Genomic DNA, 25842 nt, shown 5'->3' with positions numbered 1-25842 from the left:
ATGTTCCGAGCCTGGCGCTCTGTCGCGCTTCCGATAAACTGCCCACATGATGACGGAAAGCCGCCACGATCCCGTAGCCCCGACCCGCACCCAATGGCTGGCATCCGGCGGCTCGATCGACGCCCACCGGCACGACGACCACCAGATCGTCTACGCAGGCCGCGGGGTGCTGGCCATCACGACCAGCGAGGGATCGTGGGTCGCCCCGGGCACGCGCGCCATCTGGGTGCCCGCCGGCACCGTCCACGCGCACCGGGCCTACGGCGAACTCGACCTGCACCTGGTGGGGCTGCCCGCCACCGAGAACCCGCTCGGACTCAACGCGCCGACCGTGCTGGCCGTCAGCCCGCTGCTCCGCGAGCTGATCATCGCTTACACACGCGCCGAGGACGACGACAGTCCCGAACGGGCCCGCCTTCGCGCGGTGCTCCTCGACCAGCTGCGGGCCTCTACCCAGCAGCCGCTGCACCTGCCCACCCCCACCGCCCCCCTGCTGCGCACCCTGTGCGGCATCCTGCGAGCCGATCCGGGCGATGGCCGTACGCTCGCCGAACTCGGCCGCCAGGTCGGGGCGAGCGACCGCACCCTGTCCCGGCTGTTCCGCAGTGATCTCGGCATGACCTTCCCGCAGTGGCGCACACAGCTCCGCCTCCACCACGCACTGGTCCTCCTGACCGGACGGACGCCGGTGACTGCGGTGGCACACCAATGCGGCTGGTCGTCCGCCAGCGCCTTCATCGACGTCTTCCGCCGCACCTTCGGCCACACGCCGGGCTCCCACCCGACGGACTGAGGGCACCCGCGTGCCCGCGTCGAGGGCGATGCGCGGCGGGGCCGTGGCCGCCCTGATGTCGGCGACGCCGTCGAGTCGCGCACCGGAACCGACTTCCACGCCCGCGGGTCGCCTCAGAAATCAGCGAGCGCTCCGCCCCGCCATCACCCCGCGGAGCGGCGACTTCGTCGGTTGACGGGCCCCTCAGCGTGGAGGCCGGCAGCGGTTGCCTGGCCGCTTGAGTGGGGCGGGGTGAAGCGTCCGGTGCTGGGCCAGGGCTTGTGTGGGCGGTGTCGTCGGCGCGGCGGTGGGGCGGGAGGACACCGGCCGCTCTACGGGTCGGCGACAGGCAAAGGCCTTTGGTATGTCCGTGGAGACGGAGGCGGAGGGCTCGCGGCCGGCCGGTGGTCGGTCCGGCCTGCCGCCGGATCCGTCGGCAGGCCGTGGGCCTCAGGCGTCGGCGGTGTGATGGTGCTGGCGGGCCGCGGCGTGACGCAGTTCCTCGTTGATGCGCTGGGCTTCTTCGAGCTGGTCCTCGAGGATGACGATGCGGCAGGCGGCTTCGACGGGGGTTCCCTGGTCGACCAGCTCGCGGGCGCGGGCGGCGATACGCAGCTGGTAGCGGGAGAAGCGGCGGTGTCCGCCTTCGGAGCGGAGCGGGGTGATCAGGCGGGCTTCGCCGATGGCTCGCAAGAAGGCGGGTGTGGTGCCGAGGAGTTCGGCGGCGCGGCCCATGGTGTAGGCGGGGTAGTCGTCGTCGTTGAGACGGTCGAGCGGGTCTTGTTCGGTCATCTGCACCTTCCTTAAGAACGCGGTCGAGGGGCCCTGGTCGCCGTGCGGCTACCAGGGCCCCGAGGGATTACAACACCATCTGCCGGCTTACTGCTCGGCCGGCCTTCTTGTTCCGCGGCTCGGCCTGGGAGGCCGGGATCGCGGGGATCGCGGTTGCTTGACCGGGGACCACCTTCCAATCCGGGGTCTTGCGGTACCCGGGCGGTACGGCTTCCTCACCCGGGCGATCCTCTGATGGCGTCTGCCTCCTCTTTCTTCGTGCTGCTGGAACTGCGGTACTGCTCACGGCCCCGCGGGCCGCCCGGCCCGGCGGCCAGTGAGGGGACCCCGTGTACTTCCGGCCCCACCACTCCGCCGCCGTGCCGCTCCTGCTCTGACGTGCATGCACGGCAGTTCGTCCTCTGCCGCGTCGCTCGATCTCGTAGCTTCGAGCAAAACCATAGACCCTCACACCAACCATGTCTACTCTCGCCGAGACAGATTTTCCTACATCGATGAGAGCCACTTGTCTGCCTCCGCAGGTGCCGGAAGCTGTGCCGGCGTCACCGAGGCGAGGGTGCGGCCGACGGCGGCGCGGCGGAGCCGGAGACCGGGACGGGACGGGGCGGGGCGGGCGCTAAGGAGGCGGCCCACGGCATGGCGGGAGCACTGGGCCAGAAGCGGCGCCACACGGCGGGACGCCGGACAGCAGCGGCGGCGTAGCAGGAACCGCGCTACGCCACTTCCGTCTCCTTCCGCAGCACCCGTGTGATGCGTTCGCCGACCACCCGGTCGACGCCCCCCTCGCACTGGACTCCCAGCGCGGCCGCCAGGTCACGCACGTGCAGGTCGGCCAGGGCCTCGGTGAGTTCGGCGAAGGCCTCCGCGGCCGCCCGCCCGCGCCGCACGCCCGAGGCCACGGCGACGCCGCCGACGAGTGCCGCCGGCCACCACCAGAGCCCGAGCACCAGGTACCCACCGCCCCAGGCGCACAGCCGCGCCGACGCGCTCAACCTGAGGCGGGCGGCCTGCAGTTCGGCACGCGTGCCGTCGCCGGCCAGGAGCCACAGATGGGGCCAGGCGGCTCCCAGCTCCAACCGGTGGGCGCGCCAGAGCCGTTGTCCGGGCGCGGCGAGACGGTCCCCCATCCCGAAGGGGTGACGGGGCACCGCCGCGGCGATGCGGCCGCGGTCGGCGTGGTGGCGCTCCGCGACGGCGACCAGCCGATCGGCGTCGTCCGCTCCCTCGATACGGGCCCGGCCCGCCGCCACCAGCGCGGTGCGGAGGACCGCGTCGGCCGCGCGCCAGCGGCGCAACCGGCGGTCGGCGAGGTACCGCAGCAGCGGCCCGTGCGGCTCCGCGTACCACAGCAGTTCCACGCCCGCGCCCAGGGACTGGGCGGCCGCCCCGGTCACGGCGGCACCGGCCAGCACGCCCAGCGCCACCAGGGCGACGGTGCCGGCGCTGCGGGACGCCGGGGAGGCGGCGAGCGTGTCGAGCCAGGCCCGCAACCGCTCGATGTCGGACCAGTGTTCGTGGCCGAGGACCGTGGCCGTGGTGAGGGCGGCGAGGAAGAGCAACCCCGGCAGGGCCAGCAGGGTCAGCCACCGCTCGGCGATCCGGCCACCCAGCGCGCTGAGAAAGGCGCTGGTCACCGGAGGGGGACCGTGCGCAGCGGCTGGTCGAAGATCCGGCAGCCGGGGTGCGGGGCATCGTCGTCGGGCGCCTCCACACGCCCGCAGTGACCCCGCGGACAGGCCAGCACACGCAGCGGCGGGTGGACCGGCCCGGCGACCGGGAGTTGCGGGTAACCGGGCGTGGGCGGCGTCGGTGTGGTGCGGTAGGAGCCCAGGCCGGCGCTGTGCCCGGCTGCGAGGAGCTCCTCCTCCAACTCGTCGAAGGTGTCGTCGAGTTCCTCGGGGGCCCGGCCGGCACGCAGTTCGCAGGTGACGGACTCGACGAGCCGCAGTCCCCGTTCACCGAGAGCCAACGATCCGGAGGCGTCCGCCAGCCGCCGGCAAAGCTGCCCCAGCCGGGCGTGTCCGCCTCGCGGCCCGCTTCGCCCACCGGTCTCGATCTCCACCGTTCCCCCTCGGACGCCGGATGTCGGTTCGCCGCGATTGTACGTCCGCCCGCGTCCCCGTACGCCCGTGTCTCCCTGGGTTCCGCCTGTGTCCAACTGCCTCGGCCTGCCTCGGATTCCGTCAGCGTCAGCCGTATGCCGTGGGACGTAGGACGTGTGCCCCTCCGCCCCGGCCGTGATCCGCTGTCCGTCGGCGGTCCGACGGCGCGTTCGCTATCGTGGGCACGGGCCGCGCGGTGCCGAGGGGCCGCGCCGCGGTCGCTGCGGCGTTACACCGGGGGGTGGGCGTGTTCAAGGCGCGAGCGGCGGACGGACCGGACGCGGGATCGCGCGCCGACCGTCTCCTGGTCCACCACCTCCGCACGGGCGACCGGCAGGCCCTCGACCAGGCGATCGCCCTCTACCGGCAGGTACTCGCCTCAACGGCGACGCCGGACGCCGCACCGGCTGCCGCCCGGGCCGGCAACCTGATGGTCGCCCTCCAGACCCGTTACCAATCACTGGGGTGCCCGGACGACTTGGAGGCACTGGTCGGCCTGGGCCGTGAGCGGGCGGCCCGCGAACCGGTCCGCCCACAGGACGTACGGCTCCTGGCCCTCGCGTACCAGCAGAGGTTCGAGCTGCGCGGGGAGCCCGGCGACCTCGACCGGGCGGCGGAGACGTTCGAGCGGGCGGCCCTCCTCCCCCAGGAGGCCGAGACCACGGCGCAGTCGCTGGGCTCACTCGGGGAGGTGCTGCACCTGCGGCACAAGATCGCCGTCGGCCACGGCACGGCCCGGCCGGGGGCCCGGGCCACGGAGTCCCGGGCCGGGGGCGCCGACGGCCCCGCGGAGGACCTCCGTCGCGCGACGGACGCCCAACGGCGCGCGCTCCACGTGCTGCCCGGCGGATCGGACGACCGGCCCGGCTTCCTGAGCAACCTCGCCTCGCTCCGGCACAGCGCGTACCTGTTCGACGGGGACGTCGGCGCGCTGCGCGAGGCACTCGACCTGTGCCGGGCCGCGCTGGAAGCCGTCCCCCCGGGCAGCCCCGGCCGCCAGGTCGTCCTGGGGAACCTCGCCCAGATGCTGCGCCAATGGCACGAGCACACACCCGGCGAGCCCGATCGGTCGGAGATGCTGCGGATCCACCGCATGGCCCTGGCCGAATGCCCGCACGGCCATCCGGACCGCGCCAAGCTGCTCGCCGGGCTCGGCGTCGCTCTGCGGCTGGTCGCCGAAGCCACCGACGAGCTGGTGCTGCTCGAGGAGTCCGCTGCCACGCTGCGCGAGGCCCTGACACGGTTCCGCCCCGGCGCCCCGGAGCGCGCCATGGGGATGAACAGCCTCGGGAACACCCTGCACAGGCTGGGGCAGTGGACCGGTGACCCAGCGCTGCTGGACGAGGCCGTCGCCACCCTGCGCGCCGCTCTCGCCGAGCACGCACCGGGTACGGACACGTACGCCGGGACCCTGGTCAACCTCGCCGTCACCCTGCGCGAACGTGCCCTTCAGACCGACGATCTGACCTCCCTGCGGGAGGCCGCCCGACTGGCCAGGGAAGCGCTCCACGCCTCACAGGCATCTCCCGCCGCCCAGGTCGTGCGGCTCGGCAACCTGGGAGTGGTCCTGCAGAGCTGGCACGGCGCGACCGGGGACACCGCGGCCGCCGACGAGGCGATCGACGCGGCCCGTCAGGCCCTCGCTCTGGCTCCCGCGGCCGGACTGCCGCGCGCCGACCGGCTGAACCACCTGGCCAACGCCCTGCGGGCCCGGTTCGGGGCCACCGCCGACGTGGCGGACCTCGACGAGGCCGTCGGACTGCTGGAGGAAGCCGCCCGGCAGCTCCCCTACGGGGATCCGGCGCTCGCGCTGGTCCTCTCCAACCTCGGCTCCGCCCGGCTCACCAAGCACCACGCCACCGGAGCGCCCGGCGAGCTGGAGCAAGCCGTCAGTGAACTGGGCCGTGCCGTGTGGGCGGTCACCGAGCGGACCTCGTCCCACGGCACCTATCTGAAGGGGTACGGCGACGCGCTGCGCGCCATCCACCACCGGGACGGCGACCCCGGAGTGCTCCGCGCCGCGGAGGACGCCTATCGGCAGGCCGCCGAAACCACCGCCCTGCCCGCCTACGAACGGGTCCTCGCGGCCTGGGAATGGGGCGCCGCCGCCGCGGACGGCGACCGTTGGGACGAGGCCCTGCCGGGTTACGAACTGGCCCTGGAGTTGCTGCCGTTCGCCGCGTCCGGCCGGCTGGACCGCAGCGACCAGGAACGCGGCCTGTCCCGGGTGAGGGGCCTGGCCGCCGAGGCCGCCGCGTGCGCGGTCAACGCCGGGCGGCCGGAGCGCGCGGTGCTCCTGCTGGAACAGGGCCGGGGCGTCCTGCTGAGCCGCACCATGGCCACCCGCGACGGGCTGGGACGGCTGCGCGGCGCTCACCCCGCTCTAGCCGAGCGCTTCGCCCGCCTGCGGGAAAGGCTCGACGCGCTCGAGGCCGCCGGCGCCGCGGACACCGCTCAGGGCCGGCGGCCGGCCGACACCACCGACCTGCGCCACACCCTCGCGGCCGAGCTGGAGCGCCTGGTGGCCGAGGTCCGCGCACAGCCCGGCTTCGCCGACTTCCTGGGCGCGCCGGCCATCGAGGCGCTGCTGGCCTGTGCCGACAGGGGCCCGGTGGTGCTCGCCTACTGCAGCGCGTACCGCAGTGACGCCCTGGTGCTGCGGGACGGCGGGGTCCTCCTCGTCCCACTGCCGGGTGCCACCCCGCGGGCGGTCGGCGAGCAGGCGGACCGCCTCGAGCGGGCGCTCGCCGACGCGGCCGACCCCGTCCGCGACCGGGCGGCCCAGCAGACGATCAGCGAGATACTGGCCTGGACCTGGGACCACGTCACGGGCCCGGTGCTCGACCGGCTGGGGCTGTACGGGCCCACGCCCGCCGGTGGGCGGCACCGGCTGTGGTGGTCGCCGGGGGGCGCGCTGGCCTCTCTGCCGCTGCACGCGGCCGGTCACCACGGCGGGACCACGGGCGCGGTACCGGACGACGGAGCCGTACCCGCCCCGGCGGCGGCCGGGCCGGGGCCCCGGACGGTGCTGGACCGGGTGGTCTCCTCGTACACGCCGACGGTCGGAGCTCTCCGGTACGCCCGGGCCCGGGCCGCCGCCCCCCGGCCGCGCGGCGCGCTGCTCGCCGTGGCGCTACCCGACACTCCCGGTGCCCGGCCGCTCGGTGGCGCGCGGCGCGAGGTGGAGATGCTGCGCGGCCTGCTGCCGACCGAGGTGCTGTACGGGGAGCAGGCCACCTTCGAGCAGGTGATGGACGCCCTGCCTCGTCACCCCTGCGTGCACTTCGCCTGCCACGGGGTCAGCGAGCCCGCTGACCCCTCGAGCGGCCGGCTCCTGGTGCACGACCATAGGGCCCGGCCGCTGACGGTCCGGGAGATCTCCCGCCTGGAACTGCCGGCGGCGCGGCTCGCGGTGCTGTCCGCCTGCGAGACGGCGCGGGGAGGCGGGGAACTGGCCGACGAGGCGATCCACATCACCTCCGCCTTCCAGCTCGCGGGCTACCCCAACGCCGTCGGAACACTCTGGCCGGTGCACGACGCGGTGGCCGTCCGCGTCACACGCCTCCTCTACCGGGAGCTGTGCACCGACGGAGCCGGCGGCATACCGGAGCTGGACGAGACGAGGACGGCCGACGCCCTGCACCAGGCGGTCCTGCGGTGCCGCGCCGCCTTCCGGGCCAGTCCCAGCCTGTGGGCGGCGCATGTGCACGCGGGCGCCTGACGACACGACACCGGCAGCGACGAGGAGGCGGAGACGATGACCCGATGGTGGCGGCGACGAGCCGGGCGGGACGGGCGGGGAGCCGACGCGCAGCCGGCGCCCCGACAGGAAGAGGGGAGCCGGCGGGAGCAGGAGAGCCGTTGGGAACAACCGGAGCCCGCGGACGGGCGGTCCCGGCCGGACCCGCACGCGCCGCCGCCCTCAGCGGGATCCGGGAACACCTGGCGGCCGGCCGGGGGACGCATCACCATCACGGAGGTGACGGAGGGCCGGCCGGAGCAGGAGATCGTCAGCGTCGAGATCTCCCCCGAAGAGGCCCACGCCCTGCGGGCCCGGTCCGCCATCGCCAGGCTGGGCCCCGAGCATCCCGACGCCCTCACCGCCATGCGCGAACTCGCCCGGGTCCTCGCGTCGGCCCCGGGGCGGGGCGAGGAAGCCGTCGAGCTCTACCAGCACGTGGCGCGCACCCAGTGGGCCGTGCTCGGTGACCGTCACGAGGAAACCCTGCGCACCTCTGCCGAACTGGCCGGCGTCCTCCGCGACACCGGTCAGCTGCGCCTCTCCGAGACGGCGTGGCGCGACACCTTCCGCGCCCAGGCGGACACGCTCGGCCGCGACCATCCCGACGCACTGCGCAGCGCCGCCGGGCTCGCCGCGGTCCTGGAGGACCTCGGCCGTGCCCCCGAGGCCGAGCCGCTGCTGCGGGACGTCCTGGAGCGCCGTGTCCGGCTGCTCGGCCGCGACCACCCCGACGCCCTCTCCTCCGCCAACGCCCACGCCGCCTCGCTGCTCAAGTGCGGCCGCCACAGCGAGGCGGAACACTCTTTACGCGCCCTCGTGCCCCGGCTGGAGAACCGGTACGGTCGCGATCACGAGGCCACGATCGCGACCCGGAGCAACCTCGGCGCCGTCCTGGTCCGGCTGGACCGGCACGCCGAGGCGGAAGAGCACATCCGTGCCGTCGTGCAGTCGCTGGAGGCGACGGTGGGGCCGCACCACGATTCCACCTTCACCGCGCGCAACAACCTCGCCGCCGTCCTGCACGCCATGCAGCGCTACGAGGACGCCGTGCCCATCCTGCGGGCGGTCCTGGACGGCCACGTCGCACTCCACGGCGACGAGCACCCGACGACGGTCGGCACCCGGAACAACCTCGCCAACGTGCTGATCGACGTGGGCCGGCACGCGGAGGCCACGGAGCTGCTCGACCGCTGTGTACGCGATTACCACCGCATCTACGGCCCCGGGCACCCCCGTCTGCGGGCCGCCGAGGAAGACCTGGCCTGGCTGCGCGACGGCCCAGCCCCTCGCTGATCACACGCCGGGGAGCGGTCGGTTGTTCTCCGGACGGCGGCTTCCGTTCGTGCACGGCTCCGCCCGCGCAGTGTCAGCCGCCGGTGTTGCCGTGGCCGACGTCTCCGTCGCTTCCCCTCCTCTGGGCTGCCGTGGCCGTTCCGGCCTTCGCGAGGGCGACGGCAACCGGCCGGCGAGGCCAACAGCGGATCCGGCCAGGCACCGCCTTCGGCGCCGAGGCCGCTGGTCCTGACGAGGTGAAGGATCGGATCGGGGAGGCAGGGCCGGGGTGGGGCCGGTGTCCTGCCACGGCACCGCTCGGCGCGGGAGGCACCAGCAGGGCGCTGACCGGCGCTGCCGAGCGGTGGCGCATCCCGACGGCCGGTCCCCCGCGACACGGCTGTCCCGGCAGGCCGGGGGGCTCCCCCGGCACCACGGGGGACGAGCCGCTCGACCTTTCCACGCCGGAGGACGTGAGCAGCGGGAACCCGTCAGGCGCGTAACGCCTTCCTGCCCTCCGACAGCCCGGAAGGACCGGCGCCCTGCCGCCGCACCCGGGACGGCGCTTGGCGCCGCTGCCGGGGCGCCCGTCGAGCCCGCCCGGTCCGGCACCGGCGCCGAGACGCCCGGCGGCCCGGACCTGGCAGGCTCCTCGGCTCGAAGGACCGGCATCCTGGGACCCGCTAGGGACGGGGCCCGCTAGGGACGGGGCCCGCTAGGGACGGGGCCCGATGGTGCGCGCCCCGTCGAGCACGGTGATGGCCGACGCCGGGCAGGAGTCGGCGGCGTCGAGGGCGCGCTCGTCCGCACCGATCTCCTCACGCACCGGTTCGGCGCGCTCCCCCTCCAGGCGGTACAGGTCGGGGGCGAGAGCGGCGCACATCCCCGAGCCCAGGCACTGCGCCTGATCGATCCGGGTCGTCCACGACATCGCGGTCACCACCCCACCGGCATCTCGCGCGGTCCCCGGACCAGCATCTGGTTCTTCCACACCACGTCACCGGCGAGGTGGAGCGTCGGGAACCGGGCGATCAGGGCGCTCAGCGCCTCCTGGAGTTCGAGACGAGCGAGAGGCGCGCCGAGGCAGTGGTGGACGCCGTGGCCGAATCCGAGGTGCTGCACTCCGGTGCGCGTGATGTCGAGCGTGCCCGGCGCGCCGAACTTCAGCGCGTCGCGGTTGGCGGCTCCGACCGCGACGAGCACCGGCTCCCCGGCGCGTACCAAGGTACCGCCCACCTCGACGTCCTCCTTGGCGTAACGGGGGAAGGCGGCCGCGCTGCCCAGCGGCACGAAGCGCAGCAGCTCCTCGACGGCACCGGCGATGAGCTCCGGCCGTTCGCGCAGCAGGGCCAGCTGGTCGGGGTGGTCGAGCAGGGCGTACAGGAAGTTGGGGATCTGGCTCGCCGTGGTCTCGTGGCCGGCGACGAGGATCCCCACGCACAGGTCGACCAGTTCCCGCTCGGTCAGCCGGTCACCCGTGTCACGGGCCTCGATCAGGCCGGTCATCAGGTCGGGGCGGGGGCGGCCCCGGTGGTCCTTGATCAACTCGCTCATGTAGGCGCGGAGTTCCTCGCGGTTGCGGACCGCTTCCTCGGCGCTCAGGGAGCTGGTCGACAGGGCGGCGTCGCTCCAGACCCGGAACTTCGGTCGGTCCTCCTCCGGCACGCCCAGCATCCGGCAGATCACGGCCACCGGAATGGGCAGCGCGTAGTGCTCCACGAGATCGACCGGCGGCCCCATGGCCTCCATCCGGTCGAGGAATCCGTTCGCCAGTTCCCGCACCTGGGGGCGCTGCCTCTCCACCTGGTGCACGGTGAAGGCCTTGGCCACGAGAGTGCGCAGCCGGGTGTGCTCGGGCGGGTCCATGCTGAGGATGCCGGCGTCCTGCTGCCCTTCGGACTGGCGGGGCTCGTCGTGCTCCAGCGCGTCGGCCCGGCTGAAGCGCCGGTCACCGAGGACGAGCCGGGCGTCGGCGTACCGGGTGGCCAGCCAGGCGGGCTCGCCGTAGGCCATGCGTACGCGTAAGAGCCCGGGGTGCTCCAGCGCCTGGGCGTAGGCGTCGGCCAGCCCGAGCCCCTCGGGTTCGTTGAACGGGTAGGTCAGCGGCGCCTGTTCATGCGTGGCGGTCATGGGAAACCTCCCTGGTGTAAGCGTCTGCTTACCAACCTAGAGTTGGGCTTCCGGCGGGTCAACGGCGCCTCGCGCGGACTTGGAGCGGTGCGCCGGACGAACAGGGGGTGGCGGGTGGTGGCCAGGAAGACGGACGCCGAGGCAGGGCCGTCTCACGGACGACCGCCGGCGCGGTCGGCTCCTCCGCCGGCCCAGGACGGTGACGGAGTACGGGACGGCGCGTCGACCCGGGAGCGGCTGCTCGCGGCGGCGTCCTATCTGTTCGCGGAGCGCGGGTACGAGCGGGCCACCGTACGGGACATCGCCGCCCGGGCCCAGGTCAACCAGGCGCTCCTCTTCCGTCACTTCGGCTCGAAACGGGCCCTGTTCGGGGAGGTGGTGTCACGCGACGGAACGGAACAACTGCGGAACACCCCCCCGGAACGGCTGGTGGAGACGGTACTGGCGAGCATGCTCGCCCCGCCCGCGGTCAGCGGCGGCAGCGCCGGTTCCAGCCGCTCCCTTGAGACGCTGCTGCGGTCGGTGGGGGCGGGGGACGAGGTGTCCGCGGCGGTCACCGCGCTCGGGGACGACTACGCCCGCGCCCTGGCCACCTTGAGCGACGCCGACGACAGCGCACTCCGCGCGGACCTCGCCCTGTCCTGGCTCGTCGGCATCGGCCTCATGCGGGTGGTCGTCGGAAAGCAGCCCTTGGCGGACGCGGACGCGGACGAGGTGAGCCGCCTGGTGGTGAGCGCGCTCGGCCACCTGCTGGACGGCATGGCACCGCACCGGGACGGGGGCGACGTTTCCGACTGAGGCCCCCGGCGCCGGCGGTCCGCACGCACGCCACCCGGGGGCGCCACAGCCCGGGAGATGTCACCAGCCAGGGGGCCGTCGCAGCCCGGCGCGGTGCGGACTCCCCTGGGACGACCGGTCCTGTGATCCCCCTGATCGAGGGCACCACACGCGCCGAACACCGCCGTCCCGGGGCCCATGGGACACGGGCACAGCACGGGCACGGGCACTGGCACGGGCACTGGCACTGGCACTGGCACTGGCACGGCCAGCCCGGAGGGGGCCCGTCCACCCGGCAGGTGATCGACGCCGCCGCGCCCTCGTGAGGCGCAGTGCCGGGGGAGACAGGCGTTCACGAACTGGGTCCGCCCGGTGCGGCGGCCGACGCGCGGCCACTGCCCGGTGGCGCGGACCGCGGCCGTGCCCGGCCGGGGCCCGGTCGGCAGGAGCAGGGGCAGGGGCAGGGGCAGGCAGCGTGGGGGTGCCGCGCGTGGTGAGAGCCGGGTCCGGAGTGGGAGAGGCGGCCGTGGGCGCGGCCGAGCGTCCTGGGCGCCCTGGCGATACGGCCGGCTGCTGCTGCGCGGGAGGACCGCCGCGGGTGCGGGCGGGCCGCCCCAGCGGTACGGGCGAGTGGCTGTTCCGGGCGCTGCCGGTCCCGCTACCGGGACCGAGGTGGTTTGCGGTCGGGTTCCAGCCGGTAGTCGGGACAGTCGCGGTTCTGGCACGCCCCCGGGCCCCGCACGGGGACGAACACCCCGAGGGTCTTGTGCCGGTGCAGCGCGACGGGCACGGACTCCTGGCAGGTCGGACATACGTACGTCTCGGACTCACGCTTCATCTTGACCATTTTTTTACGATATGCCCCTACTGGCGGGTCGGGAAGGGCGCTGTCTCCCGGCCGGCCCGGCACCGAGCTGACTTCACCGTCGCGACCCGGTGAGCCGGTGGGGGGCTTGGGGTCCTCCATCGCCGGCGGGGGCAGGCCGCCCGGCGTGGGCGTACGGCCGCCCGGCTCCTCGACGAGTCCGGCGGCCGAGGTGTCCTTCTGTTCGTCGCTCCCTTCCGGAGCGCCTGGCGGAGCCGGCCTCCTGAGACTGAGCACCACGGAAAGCGTCAGGACGATGACGATGACCGCGAGGCTGACCGGTGAGGGGATTTCCGGCACGGCAGGGCTGATCATCTTGTGGGAAGCCTGGAGGATGAGCTTGACGCCGATGAAGGCGAGAATGATCGCCAGGCCCTTGCTCAGATAGTGGAAGCGGTCCAGGAGGCCGGCGAGCATGAAATAGAGGGCCCGCAGGCCGAGGATGGCGAACGCGTTGCTCGTATAGACGATGAACGCGTCGTCGCTGACCGCGAGCACGGCGGGGACACTGTCAACGGCGAAGATCAGGTCGGCGGCTTCGATCGCGGCGACCACCGCGAGCAGCGGGGTCGCCGTCCTCCTGCCCGCTTCCCTGACGAAGAACTTCGTCCCCGCGTATTCGTCCCGGACCGGGATGACCCTGCGGAGCATCCTCACCGCGAAGCTCTTGCCCGGGTCGAAGCTCTCCTCCTCGTCCCTGAGGAGCTTGTAGGTGCTGTAGAAGAGCACGGCCGCGAAGCCGAACAGCACCGCGGTGAAACGGCTCACCACGGCCACGCCCAGGGAGAGGAAGATCCCACGGAAGACGAGCGCGCCGATGACGCCGAGGAACAGCACCCGGTGCTGGTAGGCGCGGGGCACCTTGAAGTACGAGAAGATCACGGCGAAAACGAACAGGTTGTCGACCGACAGGCTTTTCTCCAGCAGCCAGGCCGTCGTGTACTCCGTGCCGGCGGTGGTCCCGAGGACCAGGAAGACGACCGCGCCGAAGACCAGAGCGAGGCTCACCCACAGGCCGCTCCAGGCGGCTGCCTCCTTGAAGCGGATGACGTGCGCGGTCCGGTGGGACAGCAGGTCCACCGCCAGCGACACGACCACCGTCGCGGCGAACGCCCCCCACAGCCACAGCGGGACCTCAAGCACACCGAACACCCTCACTTCGGCCCAGGTGAAACAGGTCGGCCTCTATAGAGGAGTGTCCGGCATCGCGCCCCCGGCAGCATGTGGAACGGGTGAGGCCAACGCCCGGCAGCCGGGGCCCTCCCGTGAATGATCTACGACGGGCCGGGGGGATCGTCGGATCCCTCGTCACCCGACCGGGGCGAGGCCGCGCAGGCGGGCGGTGCCGCGCGTGCCACGGTGTGGTGGACGCCGTCGCCGTCCGCTACGGCGGGCCCCCGGCGGCGCTCCTGCCGCTGGTTACACGGCGGCCACCGCGCCCGCCGGCCCGGTCGTCCCACCGCTGCGGACCCTGCCGAGGTGCGTCAGCGGGCGCGGCGGACCCGGATCGGACCACGGGCCTCCGCCGGCTCGACGGGGCGGCCGCCCTGGGTGATTTCCACCTCTCCGGCCGTGACCAGCCGCCGGGCCGCGCGGCGGGCGGGTTCCATGAGCGCGCGCCAGCCGTCGTCGTCCCCTCCGTACACCGCTCGCGCGGCGTCGGAGGGACAGATCGTCGCGGCCGGGCCACGGCGCTCCAGCAGCTCCAGGATGGCTCGTTCCAGGCGCCGGTCCATCTGCCGTTCGATGTCCGTCACCCCACCAGTATCCGCGACGACGGCAACGGCGACGGCGACGGCGACGGGAACCAGGACGCCGGCCACCGCCTGGTCCCGGCCGATCCTCGGCTCGCTGACGCGGTTCCGTACCCTGGCGGCATGCGCGTGCGCCCCACCTTGAGCTGGACCCCTACCGACGACTGGCCGTCGTCCACCACGGATCTGCGGCCGGTCGCGGACGCGCTCGGCGCCGGCGGTGTGCTGGTGCTCAGCGGCGCGGGTATCTCCACGGAGTCGGGCATCCCCGACTACCGGGGCGTGGGCGGGAGCCTGAGCCGGCACACCCCCATGACCTACCAGGACTTCACAGCCGACGCCCGGGCGCGGCGCCGGTACTGGGCGCGCAGCCACCTCGGCTGGCGCACCTTCGGCCGTGCGCTGCCGAACGCCGGGCACCGGGCCGTGGCCGCGTTCGGGCGTCACGGGCTGCTCTCGGGTGTGATCACGCAGAACGTCGACGGGCTGCACCAGGCCGCCGGCAGCGAGGGCGTCGTGGAACTGCACGGGAGCCTGGGGCGGGTCGTCTGCCTTTCCTGCGGCGCCTCGGGTTCACGCCGCGAACTGGCCCGACGGCTGGAGGAGGCCAACCAGGGCTTCGAGCCGGTGGCCGCCGGCGTCAATCCGGACGGTGACGCCGACCTCACCGACGAGCAGGTCGGTGATTTCCGTGTGGTGCCGTGCACGGTCTGCGGCGGCATCCTCAAACCGGACGTGGTGTTCTTCGGGGAAGCCGTTCCACCGCGGCGGATCGAGCACTGTCGCGGGCTGGTCCGCGAGGCGGGCGCGCTGCTGGTCCTGGGCTCCTCGTTGACGGTGATGTCCGGGCTCCGTTTCGTCCGCCAGGCAGCCCAGGCGGGAAAACCGGTCCTGATCGTCAACCAGGCCCCGACCCGGGGCGACCCGCACGCCCTCCCCAGGGTCGCGCTCCCCCTGGGTACGGCCCTTACCACCGTGGCCCAGCGACTGGGCATCCCCGTCGACGACGAGCCGGCAGCCCGGCCGGGGTCGTGACGGGGGTGATCTCCCGCCGCCCCGGCCGCCCCTGCGCGGGACGCGGCGGCGGGACGCGGGGGGGGGCGGGAAACCACAGGCGGACCGGTGGAAGTGACCGGAGGCCGAGACAACGACGGCCGGCGGTACGGCCCCGGGACCGGCAGCGGCCAGGAGGACGGCGGCCTCCCGCCCCACCCGCGGGAGGCGCCGGCACGGCAGCGCCCCCCGGGCAGAAGCGGGGCGGCGCGCGGGCAGGCCCCGCCGACCGCAGGGGCGGAGGCCGCCGGCAGGGCAGCGGCGGACCGGCGGCGGGGCGGAGCCGCACTCAGGGCCCGGCCAGGCGGCCGGTCAGGCGCGGCAGCGCATCATCTCCAGCGGCGGATGCGCGAGGAGGTCCGCCCAGAAGTCCTCGCCGAACTCGCGGATACCGGCGTCGGACACCTGCAGCGGAACCCACTTCACCTCACCGAACCCGGCCGCCCGCAGGCACTCCTCGTAGACCTCGCGGCGCGGGGCCGAGACGACGATGCTGATCGGCTGCGGGTCGAGAAGGGCAGTGACCCGCGCCCGCGGACCCGTCTCGGTCTCCTCGCCGGTCGGCTCGCAGAGGAACCCGTACTTGTCCAGGGACTGACAGTCGAACCGGTAGTCGGGCTTCTGGGCGAGCACGAAGAACTCACCGCCCGGCACCAGGCTGCGGTGGATGTTGCGGCACATCCGCTCCATCGCCGCGACGTCCTCCGCGTAGTTGAGGCACTGCGCCCCCAGCGCGATGTCGAAACGCCGGTCGAGGGGCCGCAGCTCCGCCACGTCACCGACCTCGTAGCGCACACCCATCGGGTCTCGCTGCTCGAACTCCCGCGCGGCGGCGATCATCTCGACGGAGATGTCGACACCGAAGACGTCCGCGGCTCCGCGCCGCTTGAACTCCCTGCTGTAGAAGCCGGTTCCGCACGCAAGATCGATGATCGACTTGCCGTTGACGTCCCCGACCATGTCCAGGAAGCTCGGCACCTCCCCGTAACGCATCAGCGGCAAGGACTTGAACCCCTCGAACGCCTCGCCGATCCGGTCGTACTGCTGCACGCTCATGTGCGCCCCCTCCTGCTTCGTCCTGTACGTGGCCACGCCGGGCCCCTCCGGATGCGGAGGACCGCCGGGTCGCTGTCGTAGCAGGCAGTCTCCCCCGCCCTGCCGGGCCACCGTACTGGCGGATGACACAGAGAAGTTCGTCGGGTGATCCTCCAATCACCCAAGGGACGCGAGTCGTCCGCGCCGGCTGCCGACCAGGGTGGGGGCCGGCCCCGTCCGGGACCACATCCACGGCGGCCGACCGAGGGTCGCCGTCTGAATCGGGACGCGCCGGAGGCCGGCCGGCTTCGGCGGCGAGGCGTGGCGTGGCGTGGCGTGCGGGCGCCACGGTCTCGTGCGGCCGTCCGCCGTGCCCCCGTCCCCGGGTGCGCTCGCGGCGCCCGGCCGGCGGCTGGACGGGGCCGGGTGGCGGGGGCGCCCCGCCGGCGGCTGGGAGGGAGCCGGGGAGGGCCGGGGCGCGGCGTACGCCTCCGCGGTGCCGGAGAGTCCGGCACCGCGGCCCGCCTCGTCACTCCTCGTCGCGCAGCCGGGCGGCCAGGGAGACCAGCGGCTCGGCCTCCTCGGTGTGGCCCAGGGCGGTCAGGCGGGAGACCGCGGCGTCGAGGCGGGTCAGGGCGGGGGCGGGGCGTTCCAGGTAGATCCCCTCCACGGCGCCCGCGAGACGGACGCACTCGGCCCACTCGCCCGCGTGATCCTCCCCCGGTCCGGGCTCGCCGAGCAGGGCGAGGGCTTTCTCCAGGGCGGCCAGGGCGTCCTCGTACTCACCGGCGTAGGCGTTCACCCGTCCGTGTTCGTAGGCCAGCGCGGTGTCCAGGGAGCGGCCATGTGCCCGGTACTCCGCGGCGCGGGCCTCGTCGGCGATCCGGCCGGCGTCGGCGAGGTAGGCGAGGGCGCCGGGCAGGCCGTCGGGGCCCTGCTGCTGTGCCTGGAGGCGGGCGAGTTCGCGCACGCAGTTGCTCAGCTGCTCGTAGCGCGGGGCGCGGGCGTGGGCGGCGAGTGCCTGGTCCGCGGCCTCGCGGGCCCGGCCGAAGTCACCGGCTTCCCCGAGGAGTACGGCCGTCTCGGCCGCGATCATGGCGTGGCTTCCCGGGTCGTCGTCCCAGGCGGCCGACTCGGAGGCGAGGGCGACGAACTCGGCCGTGGCGGCCTTGAGGTCCTCCCCCGTGTGCAGTGCGCGGGCGCGGGTCAGGCGCAGTTGGGCGACGAGCCGGTCGTCCAGCTCGCCCGCGACGGCGTCCGGTTCGGCCAGGAGGGAGTCGAGCAGGGCGATGCAGTCCTCGACCCGGCCGAGGTCGAGGCTGAGCTGGGCCGCGTTGCTGTAGGTGCAGAACGCGTCCGTCCGGTTGCCGCGGCGGAGGTCCAGTTCCGCCGAGCGCGTCAGGTGCCGCAGCGCCTCGTCGGGGCGCCCGAGGTGCATGCAGGCCTCGGCCAGATCACCGTGGAGGCGGACGGTGTCGACCGCCTCCGCCGGCCAGTCGGCGGCCAGGCGCAGGGCCTCGGACAGGTCCGCGTGCGCGGCCGGGGCGTCCTGGAGGCCGAGCCGGAGCCGGCCGCGCAGCCCGAGCGTGCGGGGCAGATGCCAGGCGGGGCCGTGCGCCTTCAGCCGGTCGAGGAGGGCGTCGGCCTCGGTGACCGCGGCGGGCAGGTCGCCGGAGATGGCGTAGGTGCTCGCCCGCAGCAGCAGGGCGCCGGAGATCTGTCCGGCGACGTCGTGCCGGGTGGCGAACGCGTCGAGCAGGTCCACCTCGGCGAGGACCGGCGCGACGTGCTCCTCGCTGCCCGACGTCTGGAGACGCAGGCCGAGCGCGGTCGCCCGCATGCGCAGCAGGCGGGCTTCCTGGTACGGGGCGAGGCCGGGCGTCTCCTCGTGCAGTCGGACCATGGCCGCGTGGGCGGCGGTGAGCGCGGCCGCCTTCGTCTCGGGTCCGTCGGCGCCCTCCGCGGGGGTCTCGGCGGCGGCGAGCAGGGCGCAGGCGCCGGCGAGCGCCGCGTGACCCGGCTCCCCGGCGTCGTCGTACAGCCCCGCGGCCTCCTCGTAGAGGCCGGCGGCGACGGCGTACTCGTCGTCTCCCGCCCGACTCGCCTCGTCGGCCAGCAGGTCGGCACGGAGCCGCACGAGCGGGCCGACGGCCGGGTCGTCGGGGTGGACGTAGTCGCGGGCGGCGACGAGGGTGCGCAGGCGTGCCCAGCAGGCCTGCGCGTCCGGGTGCCCCTCGGCGTCCAGTTCCCTTGCCCGGAGGATGAGTTCGGGCAGCGGTTCGGGCACCGCGGTGGCCGTGCGGGCGGTCGGCGCGGCCACCGGGGTGGCCGGGGCGACGTCGTCGAGGCCGCGGGTGCGCAGGGTCAGTTCCAGCGCGTCCAGGAGCGGGGCACGGTCGAGGCGCTCCCTGCGGCGGTCGGTGTGGGCGGTGGTTCCGTTGCGGGCGTCGAACCGGGCGGCGAGGTCGTCGGCACGGCCCCGCACCTCGGCGCGCAGGCCGGCCACCGTCCAGGTGCGGCCCGCGTATCCGGCGGCCGGCAGGTCGCCGTGGCCGAGGAACTCGACGCGCCGCAGGAGGACCTCCACGCCGGTGAGGAAGTCGAGCAGGTCCAGCGGCGAGTCCACCTCGTCGAACAGGTTCCGGTTCTCGGCGAGCAGTTCCAGGCCGCGTGCCTCGTTGCCGGTCAGCGCGGAGAACTCCAGGTGCCGGCCGACCTCCCCGGACATCGAGGGGTTGCGGCGACAGGCGCGGTAGCCGGCGAGGTGCAGCTCGCGGGCACGGTCGGTGCGGCCGGTGCGCAGCAGGGGCAGCAGCGCGTACGAGACGGAGCGGGCCGGTTCCTCCTGGCAGGACTCCTTCCCGGCCAGTACGGGCTCCCAGGTGCGCAGCGCCCGTTCGTCGTCACCCGCCACGAGGTGGTACAGGGCTCGCTCGCAGATCTCGCAGGCCTCGCAGTCGCTCAGCCGGGTGCGGGTGCGGGCCGCCCACAGCTCGTAGGCGAGGGTCGTGTCCTCGCCGAGGTGGGCGGCGAGCTGGTACGCCTGCCCGTAGTAGGGCTGGAGGCCGAACCCGGCCCTCTCGTACCGGTCGCGCATCTCGGTGAGCCACTGGCGCAGGCTGGTCAGGGGTATCTCGGGCAGCGCGCGCAGGGCGTTGGACACCCACTTGAACCGCCAGAACAGCATGTGGCGAAGGCGCTCGTCGAAGACGTCGGGCTGCTCGTCGAAGAGGGTGAGCAGGCGGGCGAAGACGACGGGAGACTTACGGGGTTCGGAGCCGTAGGTATAGGCCTCCTGGAGTTCGAAAAGCGCGTGGACGAGAGGGACGGGCTCCTCGAACTGCTCGGCGGCGGCGGCCAGTTCCTCGGCGGCGACGGTGCGGGTGCGGCCGTAGGGGCGCCGGTCGTTCTCCTGGAGCGCCCGGTACAGCTCGTCCGTGCTCTGGGGGTGGGGTGCGGTGGGCATCGTCAGCTGTCCTTGCGGAGGGCGTGGGCGAGAAGGTCGAGGAACGAGCGGTTGATGAGGCTTGATTCGGCGGGCCTCAGCGGGCGCCGGGACAGCAGCGCGGCCTGGCCGTAGAGGGCTTCGGCGCTGGTGCGGGCCAGCTCGGGCTCGTCGATGGCGACGGCGGTGCGGACCAGCGGGTTGAGCTGGTTGAGGATCAGCTGGGCCCGTGGTGCCTCCTGGCGCAGGGCGCCGAGGATGTCGCCCCACAGACCGCCCTCCTGCTCGCGGGCGAGCTGGGAGCGGGTGCGCTCGTGCCGGGCCTCGCGGCTGTCGATGAGGAGGGCGGGGGCGGAGCCGGGCTGGAAGGTGCGCAGCGCGACGTCGCAGTCGAAGACGGCGAGGGCGTCGCGGGCGAGGGCGAGGTAGGCCGCGGCGGCCAGTTCCGTCTCCCGGTCGACGGGGTCGAGGTGGGCGGTGAGGGTCGCCGGGTCGAGGTCGGCGACGCTGTTCTCCGGCCTGATCTCGGGCAGCCGGTGGACCAGTTCGCGGTCGTAGGTGTAGCCGCCGTTGACGACGCCGAGCCCGGCGGCCGAGGCGATCGCCGCGACCTGCCGGAACTCCTCGACGCTCGACGTCACGAGCACCGTGCGGTGGGTGCGCGCGAACTCGTCGAGGGTGCTGTGCCCGTCGGTGGTCTCGAACGGCAGCCAGGGCAGCAGCATCCGCAGGATCTCGTCGTCGTGCACCGCGAGTGACTTCACGGCCAGGTGGTGGGCCTGGAGGAAGCGGGCGAGCAGGTCCGGGTCGCTGGCGGCGGCCCGGGCGATCCACGCGCGCAGCCGCTCGGCGAGGGCGTCGCGGACTGCGGCGAGGGTGTCGTCCTCGTACAGCGACTCGCGGGAGGCCGTCGGGCGCAGACTCTCGGCGTCGACGACGCAGCGGACGAAGAACGCCCACTCGGGCAGGATCTCCTCGGCCTGCTCGGACAGCAGCATGCCCTTGACGTGCACGCGGTGGCCGTGGCGGCGCCCGGCCGGAACCGCCTCGGGCAGTACGCACGCGATGCCCTTCAGGCCCACGGCCGGCAGGTTCAGCTCGATGGTGTCCAGGGGGGTGAAGCCGAAAACCTCCTCGCCGTACGCGGCCAGCGCGCGGGAACGGGCCCCGGGTGTGGGGTACGTACGCGCCCAGGGGGCGGGCTCGGGGTTGACGGGGGCACCCGGGCCGCCCGTGCCGTCGTCGAAGGTCACCGGGTGGCGCAGCAGGGAGCCGAAGTGCCGGGCCAGGACGTGCACCCGCGCCGGACGGGTCCACTCGTCCGCGTCGGCGCGTGGCGTCAGCGTGACGGTGGTGCCGGGGCGGGGTCGGGCGGACGCGGGCAGGGTGCGGACGGTGTAGCTGCCGTCGCCGCGTCCCCGCCACTCCACGACGGGTGCGCCGGGGGTGCGGGCGGAGCGGCTCAGGACGTGGATCTCGTCGGCGACCAGGAAGCAGGAGAGCAGGCCGATGCCGAACTGGCCGATGAAGTCGCCGCGTTGTTCGGCGATCCGGTCGGCACGCTTGCTGCTGCGGCCGATCGTGGCGAGGAAGGTGTGCACGTCGGCTTCGGTGAGACCGACGCCGTCGTCCTCGACGCGTACCACCGAACCGTCGGCGTACAGGCGGATGCCGAAGGTGTCGGCGGGGGCGGTCGGTTCGAGGCCGTGCCGGGCGGTCAGCGCGTCCACCGCGTTCTGCAGGAGTTCTCGCAGGTAGACGCGGGGGCTGGAGTACAGGTGGTGGGAGAGGAGGTCGACGAGGCCGCGCAGATCCACCTGGAAGGTGCGGTCGCCGCCGGCCGGTTTCACGGCGGGGTCGGGGAGAGTCATCGTGCAGTCCGGGGTGAGAGGGACGTGGCGGGTGGTGCCGGGGGCGGGTTCGCGGTGCGCTCAGGCGCGGCGGTGGTGGCGGGCGAACTCGCCCTCGGGGTCCGCGAAGTAGGTCCAGGGCCAGCTGGTGCAGGCCCCGTCGAGCGCCTGGAAGACCCGCCGGACCGTGTGCCGCTCCCCCGCCAGCGACAGCGCCATGGCGAACATGTTGAAGTCGTGCTGCCAGCCCGGGCGCCGTACGTAGGCGGGGTGGAGGATGGTGTGGTCGGCCGCGTCCCGCAACTCGGCCTGGATCGCCGGGTCCACGAGGCAGTCCCCACGGTCGGACTCGACCCAGTCCTCGATGTGGGCCATGGCGATCACGCAGCCGAGCCGGTGGCCCTGCGGGGCGCGGGCGAGCGCGTCACGGGCGAACGCCAGGGCCTGGCCGGGCTCGCCGCCCCAGCGGGGCTGCGACTGCGACACCCACTCCACGTGGGTCTCCAGGTCCAGCGGGTCGCGGCGCAGGGCGGCGTCGAGCCGGGTCTCGTTGACGGCGGGGCCCAGCGACATGCCGCGGCCGGAGGTGAGGAGGCGGCGCCACGGCGTGACCCATTCCGGCCGCAGCTCGGCGGCCTCGAGCAGGTGCTCCTCGGCGATGTGGAGCCGCTCGTGGAAGACCCGCCACTGCTCCTGCGTGACGTCGACGGCACGCGCGGCGGTGCGCGCCTCCCAGCCCCACATGACGTGGCGCGTCCCGGATATCAGCAGGGCCGTCGCCCGGTTCTCCTTGTCCTCCTCGATGACCCGGCCGATCCAGTCCTGCACGCCGTCCACGTCGGCGAGCTCGTCCAGGACCAGGTGGTCGCGGCCGAGGTCGAAGGGGGCCAGCGCCGTCCTCGCCGCCTCCCAGTCACCCGCGTCGACCGCCTCCACCAGCGCGAGCACCCGCGTGTCCCCGAGCGCGCGCAACGTGTACACGCCGTTCTTCCGCCTGCGCGGGACGGGAAGGGCGTGCGGATCCGCCGCCGGTCTCTGGGCATCCCTGCCGAACAGCTTGCCGAACATCGCCGCGTCCTCCCTGGTCCCGCCTATGAGTCCGGTGCAGCATAAGCGGCCCCACTGACACCGCCGCCATCGGGTTTCCACCGCTGTGGCACGTGCCCCGGCCGCACTTTCGCTCCTCCCGGTCCGTCTCGCGCGGACGGGAGGAGAGCGGGGTGGCCAGGGGTGTTGGGGGCTTGGGGCGAGGCGGCGGGCGCCGCGCGGGGCGGGGCGCCCGACCGGTTCGGTCGCCGGAGCGGGGGCCGGTGGGTCGCGGCCGTGGGCGGGAGGCGTGGAGCGGGCACTCCGGCGGCGCCCCGTGCCACCGGGAACGCCGCACGGGAGCCTACGGGTTGAGGGACGGTGCCGGGACGGGGGGCGGCGTCGGGTACGTGGCCGGGGCGGCGGGCGGGGCGATGGCGGTGGACGGCCGTCGAAGGCGCGGCCGGACCGCGGGCGTGGTGCGGAGGGTCATCCCGGGCGCCTGCGGCCGGTGGAGGACCGGGCCGGGCGGGCCCGTTCAGGAGGGCTGGAGGGCCAGCCGTACCGCGAAGCCGATCAGCAGCACGCCGGTGACCTGTTCGATGCGGGCCCGCACCCGGGCCGGCGCAGCGCCTTCCCGAGCCGGTCCACCGTGACGACGTACAGACCGAACCAGGACAGGTACAACGCGGCGAAGACCACCGACAGCGCCATCGCCCGCGGCAGTACGTTGCCCGCCGTGGGCAGGAACTGCGGCAGGAACGTCACGAAGAACAGCGCGACCTTCGGATTGAGGGCGTTGGAGAGGAAGCCGTACCGGACGTACCTGCCGACGGCAGCGTCCGGATGCGAACCTTCCCCCTCGGGGCGTTCGCGCAGCGTCCGGCGGGCGCCGCGCGGTGTCGCGACGCCCATCCACACCAGGTACACCGCTCCGACGACCTTCAGCACGGTGAACGCCGTCGACGAGGCGAGCAGCACGGCCGAGATGCCGAGTACGGCGGCCGCGACGTGGACGACCAGGCCGAGGACGCCGCCCACCATCGTGAGCAGACCGGCCGTGCTGACCTTCGCGGCCGCCTCGCTGGTACTGATCATGATTCCGGGGCCGGATCAGGCGCTGATCACCCGCAGCGCGCTCGCGGGTGGCCGCAGGCGAAACACTTCCCGTGGTTCACCGGAAGGGATGTCCGCGGTCAGTTCACTTCCGGCCCGAACCGGCGCTTGTACGCCGACGGGGTGATGCCGGTCTCGCGGCGCATCAACGCGCGCAAATTGGCGGCGGTGCCAAGCCCACTGCGCCGCGCGACCACCTCGAAACGGGGCTCACCGCGCTCTATCAACCGGCACGCCAGGGCTAGACGCCGCCCCGTGAGCCACGCCAACGGCGTCGTGCCCAGTTGTGCCCGGAAGCGGCGATGCAGCGTCGCCGGGCTGACCACCGCACGCGCCGCGAGGTCGGACACAGTCAGCGGTGAGTCCAGCCGTTCCTCGGCCCAGGCCAGGACGGACGCCAGAGACTCGTCCGGCGGGTCGGGCATGGGGCGCTCCACAAACTGCCGCTGCCCACCGTCCCGGTGTGCCGCGAAGACCAAGCGCCGGCTCACGGAGTTGGCGACCTCCGCGCCGTAGTCGCGGCGGACCACATGCAATCCGAGATCGAGCGCAGCCGCGCTCCCGGCGGCGGTGAGGATGTCACCGTCATCGACGAACAGCACATCTGATTCGAGCGTGACGGAGGGGAAGCGGGCCCGGAAGGAATCCGCCCACTGCCAGTGTGCGGTGGCCCTGCGTCCGTCGAGGACTCCGGCCTCGGCCAGGGTGAAGGCGCCGCTGCAGAAGCCGACCAGGCGCGCACCGCGGGCGTGCGCCCGCCGGACGGCATCGAGCACGGCGAGAGAGCGGGGCGCCTCGATGTCCGGGCGGTTGGGGACGATCAGGGTGTCCGCCGCATCGGCCGCTTCCAGGCCGGCGACTCCCGTGAGCGTGAAGAATCCGTCGCGCATCAGGGTGCGGGGCTCGGGGGAGCAGAGCCTGAAGTCGTAGAGATCACGGCCGATCTCGGGTCGGCGCAGGCCGAAGACCTCGGTCGCGCAGCCGAGTTCGAAGGGGTTGGAGTTCTCGTCCACGATCACGACGACCCGGTGCGCGCCCACCGCGCCCGCCGGGTGACGCGCGTGTTCCGTGTGGGCCGCGCACGTCGCGTGCGATGATTCTTTCGCCATGTGCAATTCCTAGCACTCACACCGGCCGTGCGAAACGGCCCAGGATGAGCCCATGAGCAACGAACCCATCCCCCTCAGCAAGGCTCTGGCCTCCTGCGACGGCCTGTGGAGCCCCCGTATCGTCACGCGCGTCAACGACTACGACGTCCGCGTCGCCAGGGTCGAGGGCGAACATGTCTGGCACGTCCACGACGACACCGACGAGTTCTTCCTGGTGCTCGACGGAGAACTGCACATCTCCTTGCGGGAGTCCGGCGGGGAGCGCACGGTCCGGCTCCCACAGGGGGCGGTCTTCACCGTCCCCCGGGGCACGGAGCACAAGCCGTACGCTCCGGCCGGCTCCGCGATCCTCATGTTCGAGCCCGCCGGGACACCGACCGTGGGCGATCGCCACGAAGAGATCCCGGACCACGTGGATGCGACGACCGGGCACCCGCTCGATACCTGAGCCAACGGCTTCGCGCCGCGCACCCCTTGCCGTCTTCCATGACCTCCCGCACTGGTGGAGCCGCCCGGCCCGGCCATGGAAGGCCTTCCGGGCAAGCGCGTGACGGGAGGCCGGGCGGGGGACATGGCGGAGGCGGTCGCGGCGATGGAGCGGCACCGGCCGCCCCCGCCCCGGCCGGCGTCTTCGGCTCGGCCTCACCCCGGCGGGTACACCGGAGTACCAGCGGGGGCGCGAACGGCCGGGCGGCGGGCGAGACCGGCCCGGCCGTCCACGTGGTCCCCGGCCCGAGCACCCGGCCGGGCCGGGGCTTCCGCCGCCGGACGCGCTGGGCGGGGGACGCCGTCGCTGACCCGCCCCCCGCCCGCCGCGGCCTGTCGCGCCCGACGCTCGCGCCCGACGCCCCACCGGCTCCTCGGGCCGGCCGCCGACCTGCTTGGGAGTCAGCACAGCGGGAACCGCCCGGCGTTGTGACCGTGCAACGCCGTCGGCCGGACATCTGGACGGGCGGGGCCACGTCGGCTGCTCTGGGGGCCGCACCGAAGGGCGGTCCGCCC

18 protein-coding genes and 1 pseudogene are annotated in these 25842 nt (G+C 74.0%); 6 read left to right on the top strand and 13 right to left on the bottom strand.

Going from position 1 to position 25842, the window contains the following annotated elements; translation table 11 throughout:
• Positions 1–46 precede the first annotated feature (46 nt).
• Entirely contained in the window at positions 47–793 is a 747-nt protein-coding gene (locus ABD347_RS07430) for an AraC family transcriptional regulator (RefSeq protein WP_344358032.1), read from the top strand.
• A gap of 429 nt (positions 794–1222) precedes the next feature.
• Here ABD347_RS07430 and ABD347_RS07425 read toward each other — a convergent pair whose 3' ends face one another.
• The 3 genes from ABD347_RS07425 to ABD347_RS07415 all read right to left on the bottom strand — a co-directional run bounded on the left by ABD347_RS07425 (position 1223) and on the right by ABD347_RS07415 (position 3533).
• Positions 1223–1564, bottom strand: coding sequence for a MerR family transcriptional regulator (locus ABD347_RS07425; RefSeq protein WP_344358029.1), 342 nt, complete (start codon positions 1562–1564; stop codon positions 1223–1225).
• 713 nt (positions 1565–2277) lie between these two features.
• Positions 2278–3198 carry a hypothetical protein gene (locus ABD347_RS07420; protein ID WP_344358027.1) on the bottom strand — a complete coding sequence of 307 codons (921 nt, stop codon included), beginning with the start codon at positions 3196–3198 and terminating at the stop codon, positions 2278–2280.
• Positions 3195–3533: a hypothetical protein gene (locus ABD347_RS07415; RefSeq protein WP_344358024.1), complete on the bottom strand. Its 339-nt coding sequence runs from the start codon at positions 3531–3533 to the stop codon at positions 3195–3197. The genes ABD347_RS07420 and ABD347_RS07415 overlap by 4 nt, the downstream gene beginning before the upstream one ends.
• A 380-nt stretch (positions 3534–3913) precedes the next feature.
• Here ABD347_RS07415 and ABD347_RS07410 point away from each other — a divergent pair, with 380 nt between their 5' ends.
• Positions 3914–7387, top strand: a complete 3474-nt coding sequence (locus ABD347_RS07410) for a CHAT domain-containing tetratricopeptide repeat protein (protein ID WP_344358021.1) — start codon at positions 3914–3916, stop codon at positions 7385–7387.
• 258 nt (positions 7388–7645) lie between these two features.
• Positions 7646–8701, top strand: coding sequence for a tetratricopeptide repeat protein (locus ABD347_RS07405; RefSeq protein ID WP_344358018.1), 1056 nt, complete (start codon positions 7646–7648; stop codon positions 8699–8701).
• 694 nt (positions 8702–9395) lie between these two features.
• Here the strand turns inward: ABD347_RS07405 and ABD347_RS07400 are convergent.
• Entirely contained in the window at positions 9396–9611 is a 216-nt protein-coding gene (locus tag ABD347_RS07400) for a ferredoxin (RefSeq protein WP_344358015.1), read from the bottom strand.
• 5 nt (positions 9612–9616) lie between these two features.
• Positions 9617–10810, bottom strand: a complete 1194-nt coding sequence (locus tag ABD347_RS07395) for a cytochrome P450 (protein ID WP_344358013.1) — start codon at positions 10808–10810, stop codon at positions 9617–9619.
• Between the two features lie 117 nt (positions 10811–10927).
• On the opposite strand from ABD347_RS07395, the gene ABD347_RS07390 reads away from it, so the two are divergent.
• On the top strand, positions 10928–11608 hold the full coding sequence (locus ABD347_RS07390) for a TetR/AcrR family transcriptional regulator (RefSeq protein WP_425575595.1): 681 nt from the start codon (positions 10928–10930) through the stop codon (positions 11606–11608).
• A 1039-nt stretch (positions 11609–12647) separates the two neighbouring features.
• Here ABD347_RS07390 and ABD347_RS07385 read toward each other — a convergent pair.
• Positions 12648–13595, bottom strand: a pseudogene (locus tag ABD347_RS07385) (TerC family protein); the annotation flags it as partial.
• Between the two features lie 341 nt (positions 13596–13936).
• On the bottom strand, positions 13937–14209 hold the full coding sequence (locus ABD347_RS07380) for a DUF3253 domain-containing protein (protein WP_344358011.1): 273 nt from the start codon (positions 14207–14209) through the stop codon (positions 13937–13939).
• Positions 14210–14329: 120 nt separating this feature from the next.
• Here ABD347_RS07380 and ABD347_RS07375 point away from each other — a divergent pair, with 120 nt between their 5' ends.
• On the top strand, positions 14330–15241 hold the full coding sequence (locus ABD347_RS07375) for an NAD-dependent protein deacetylase (protein WP_344358010.1): 912 nt from the start codon (positions 14330–14332) through the stop codon (positions 15239–15241).
• Between the two features lie 330 nt (positions 15242–15571).
• On the opposite strand, the gene ABD347_RS07370 is transcribed toward ABD347_RS07375, so the two are convergent.
• The 6 genes from ABD347_RS07370 to ABD347_RS07345 all read right to left on the bottom strand — a co-directional run bounded on the left by ABD347_RS07370 (position 15572) and on the right by ABD347_RS07345 (position 24840).
• Positions 15572–16315 carry a class I SAM-dependent methyltransferase gene (locus tag ABD347_RS07370; protein WP_344358008.1) on the bottom strand — a complete coding sequence of 248 codons (744 nt, stop codon included), beginning with the start codon at positions 16313–16315 and terminating at the stop codon, positions 15572–15574.
• Positions 16316–16823: 508 nt separating this feature from the next.
• The gene (locus ABD347_RS07365) at positions 16824–19760 is read right to left on the bottom strand and encodes a hypothetical protein (RefSeq protein ID WP_344358002.1); all 2937 of its coding nucleotides are present in this window, start codon (positions 19758–19760) and stop codon (positions 16824–16826) included.
• Positions 19761–19762: 2 nt separating this feature from the next.
• A complete protein-coding gene (locus tag ABD347_RS07360) occupies positions 19763–21610 on the bottom strand; it encodes an HSP90 family protein (protein WP_344358000.1) in 1848 nt (615 codons plus the stop codon).
• Positions 21611–21670: 60 nt separating this feature from the next.
• The gene (locus tag ABD347_RS07355; RefSeq protein ID WP_344357997.1) at positions 21671–22657 is read right to left on the bottom strand and encodes a hypothetical protein; all 987 of its coding nucleotides are present in this window, start codon (positions 22655–22657) and stop codon (positions 21671–21673) included.
• Positions 22658–23191: 534 nt separating this feature from the next.
• Positions 23192–23713 carry a LysE family translocator gene (locus ABD347_RS07350; protein ID WP_344357994.1) on the bottom strand — a complete coding sequence of 174 codons (522 nt, stop codon included), beginning with the start codon at positions 23711–23713 and terminating at the stop codon, positions 23192–23194.
• Positions 23714–23811: 98 nt separating this feature from the next.
• A complete protein-coding gene (locus tag ABD347_RS07345; protein WP_425575594.1) occupies positions 23812–24840 on the bottom strand; it encodes a GlxA family transcriptional regulator in 1029 nt (342 codons plus the stop codon).
• A gap of 52 nt (positions 24841–24892) precedes the next feature.
• Here ABD347_RS07345 and ABD347_RS07340 point away from each other — a divergent pair, with 52 nt between their 5' ends.
• Positions 24893–25288, top strand: a complete 396-nt coding sequence (locus tag ABD347_RS07340) for a cupin domain-containing protein (RefSeq protein ID WP_344357989.1) — start codon at positions 24893–24895, stop codon at positions 25286–25288.
• Positions 25289–25842: the final 554 nt, after the last annotated feature.

The sequence above is a fragment of the Streptomyces gobitricini genome (genome assembly GCF_039532985.1).
Classification (GTDB): domain Bacteria; phylum Actinomycetota; class Actinomycetes; order Streptomycetales; family Streptomycetaceae; genus Streptomyces; species Streptomyces gobitricini.
Note: the sequence above shows the minus strand (reverse complement) of the source record. Positions and strands in the feature narration are given on the sequence as shown.

Excerpts from the sequence above, each read along its gene's own strand:
- ABD347_RS07430 (WP_344358032.1), top strand. The coding sequence starts at position 47 with ATGATGACGGAAAGCCGCCACGATCCCGTAGCCCCGACCCGCACCCAA.
- ABD347_RS07425 (WP_344358029.1), bottom strand. The coding sequence starts at position 1,564 with ATGACCGAACAAGACCCGCTCGACCGTCTCAACGACGACGACTACCCC.
- ABD347_RS07400 (WP_344358015.1), bottom strand. The coding sequence starts at position 9,611 with ATGTCGTGGACGACCCGGATCGATCAGGCGCAGTGCCTGGGCTCGGGG.
- ABD347_RS07395 (WP_344358013.1), bottom strand. The coding sequence starts at position 10,810 with ATGACCGCCACGCATGAACAGGCGCCGCTGACCTACCCGTTCAACGAA.
- ABD347_RS07375 (WP_344358010.1), top strand. The coding sequence starts at position 14,330 with ATGCGCGTGCGCCCCACCTTGAGCTGGACCCCTACCGACGACTGGCCG.
- ABD347_RS07370 (WP_344358008.1), bottom strand. The coding sequence starts at position 16,315 with ATGAGCGTGCAGCAGTACGACCGGATCGGCGAGGCGTTCGAGGGGTTC.
- ABD347_RS07365 (WP_344358002.1), bottom strand. The coding sequence starts at position 19,760 with ATGCCCACCGCACCCCACCCCCAGAGCACGGACGAGCTGTACCGGGCG.
- ABD347_RS07360 (WP_344358000.1), bottom strand. The coding sequence starts at position 21,610 with ATGACTCTCCCCGACCCCGCCGTGAAACCGGCCGGCGGCGACCGCACC.
- ABD347_RS07355 (WP_344357997.1), bottom strand. The coding sequence starts at position 22,657 with ATGTTCGGCAAGCTGTTCGGCAGGGATGCCCAGAGACCGGCGGCGGAT.
- ABD347_RS07350 (WP_344357994.1), bottom strand. The coding sequence starts at position 23,713 with ATGATCAGTACCAGCGAGGCGGCCGCGAAGGTCAGCACGGCCGGTCTG.
- ABD347_RS07345 (WP_425575594.1), bottom strand. The coding sequence starts at position 24,840 with ATGGCGAAAGAATCATCGCACGCGACGTGCGCGGCCCACACGGAACAC.
- ABD347_RS07340 (WP_344357989.1), top strand. The coding sequence starts at position 24,893 with ATGAGCAACGAACCCATCCCCCTCAGCAAGGCTCTGGCCTCCTGCGAC.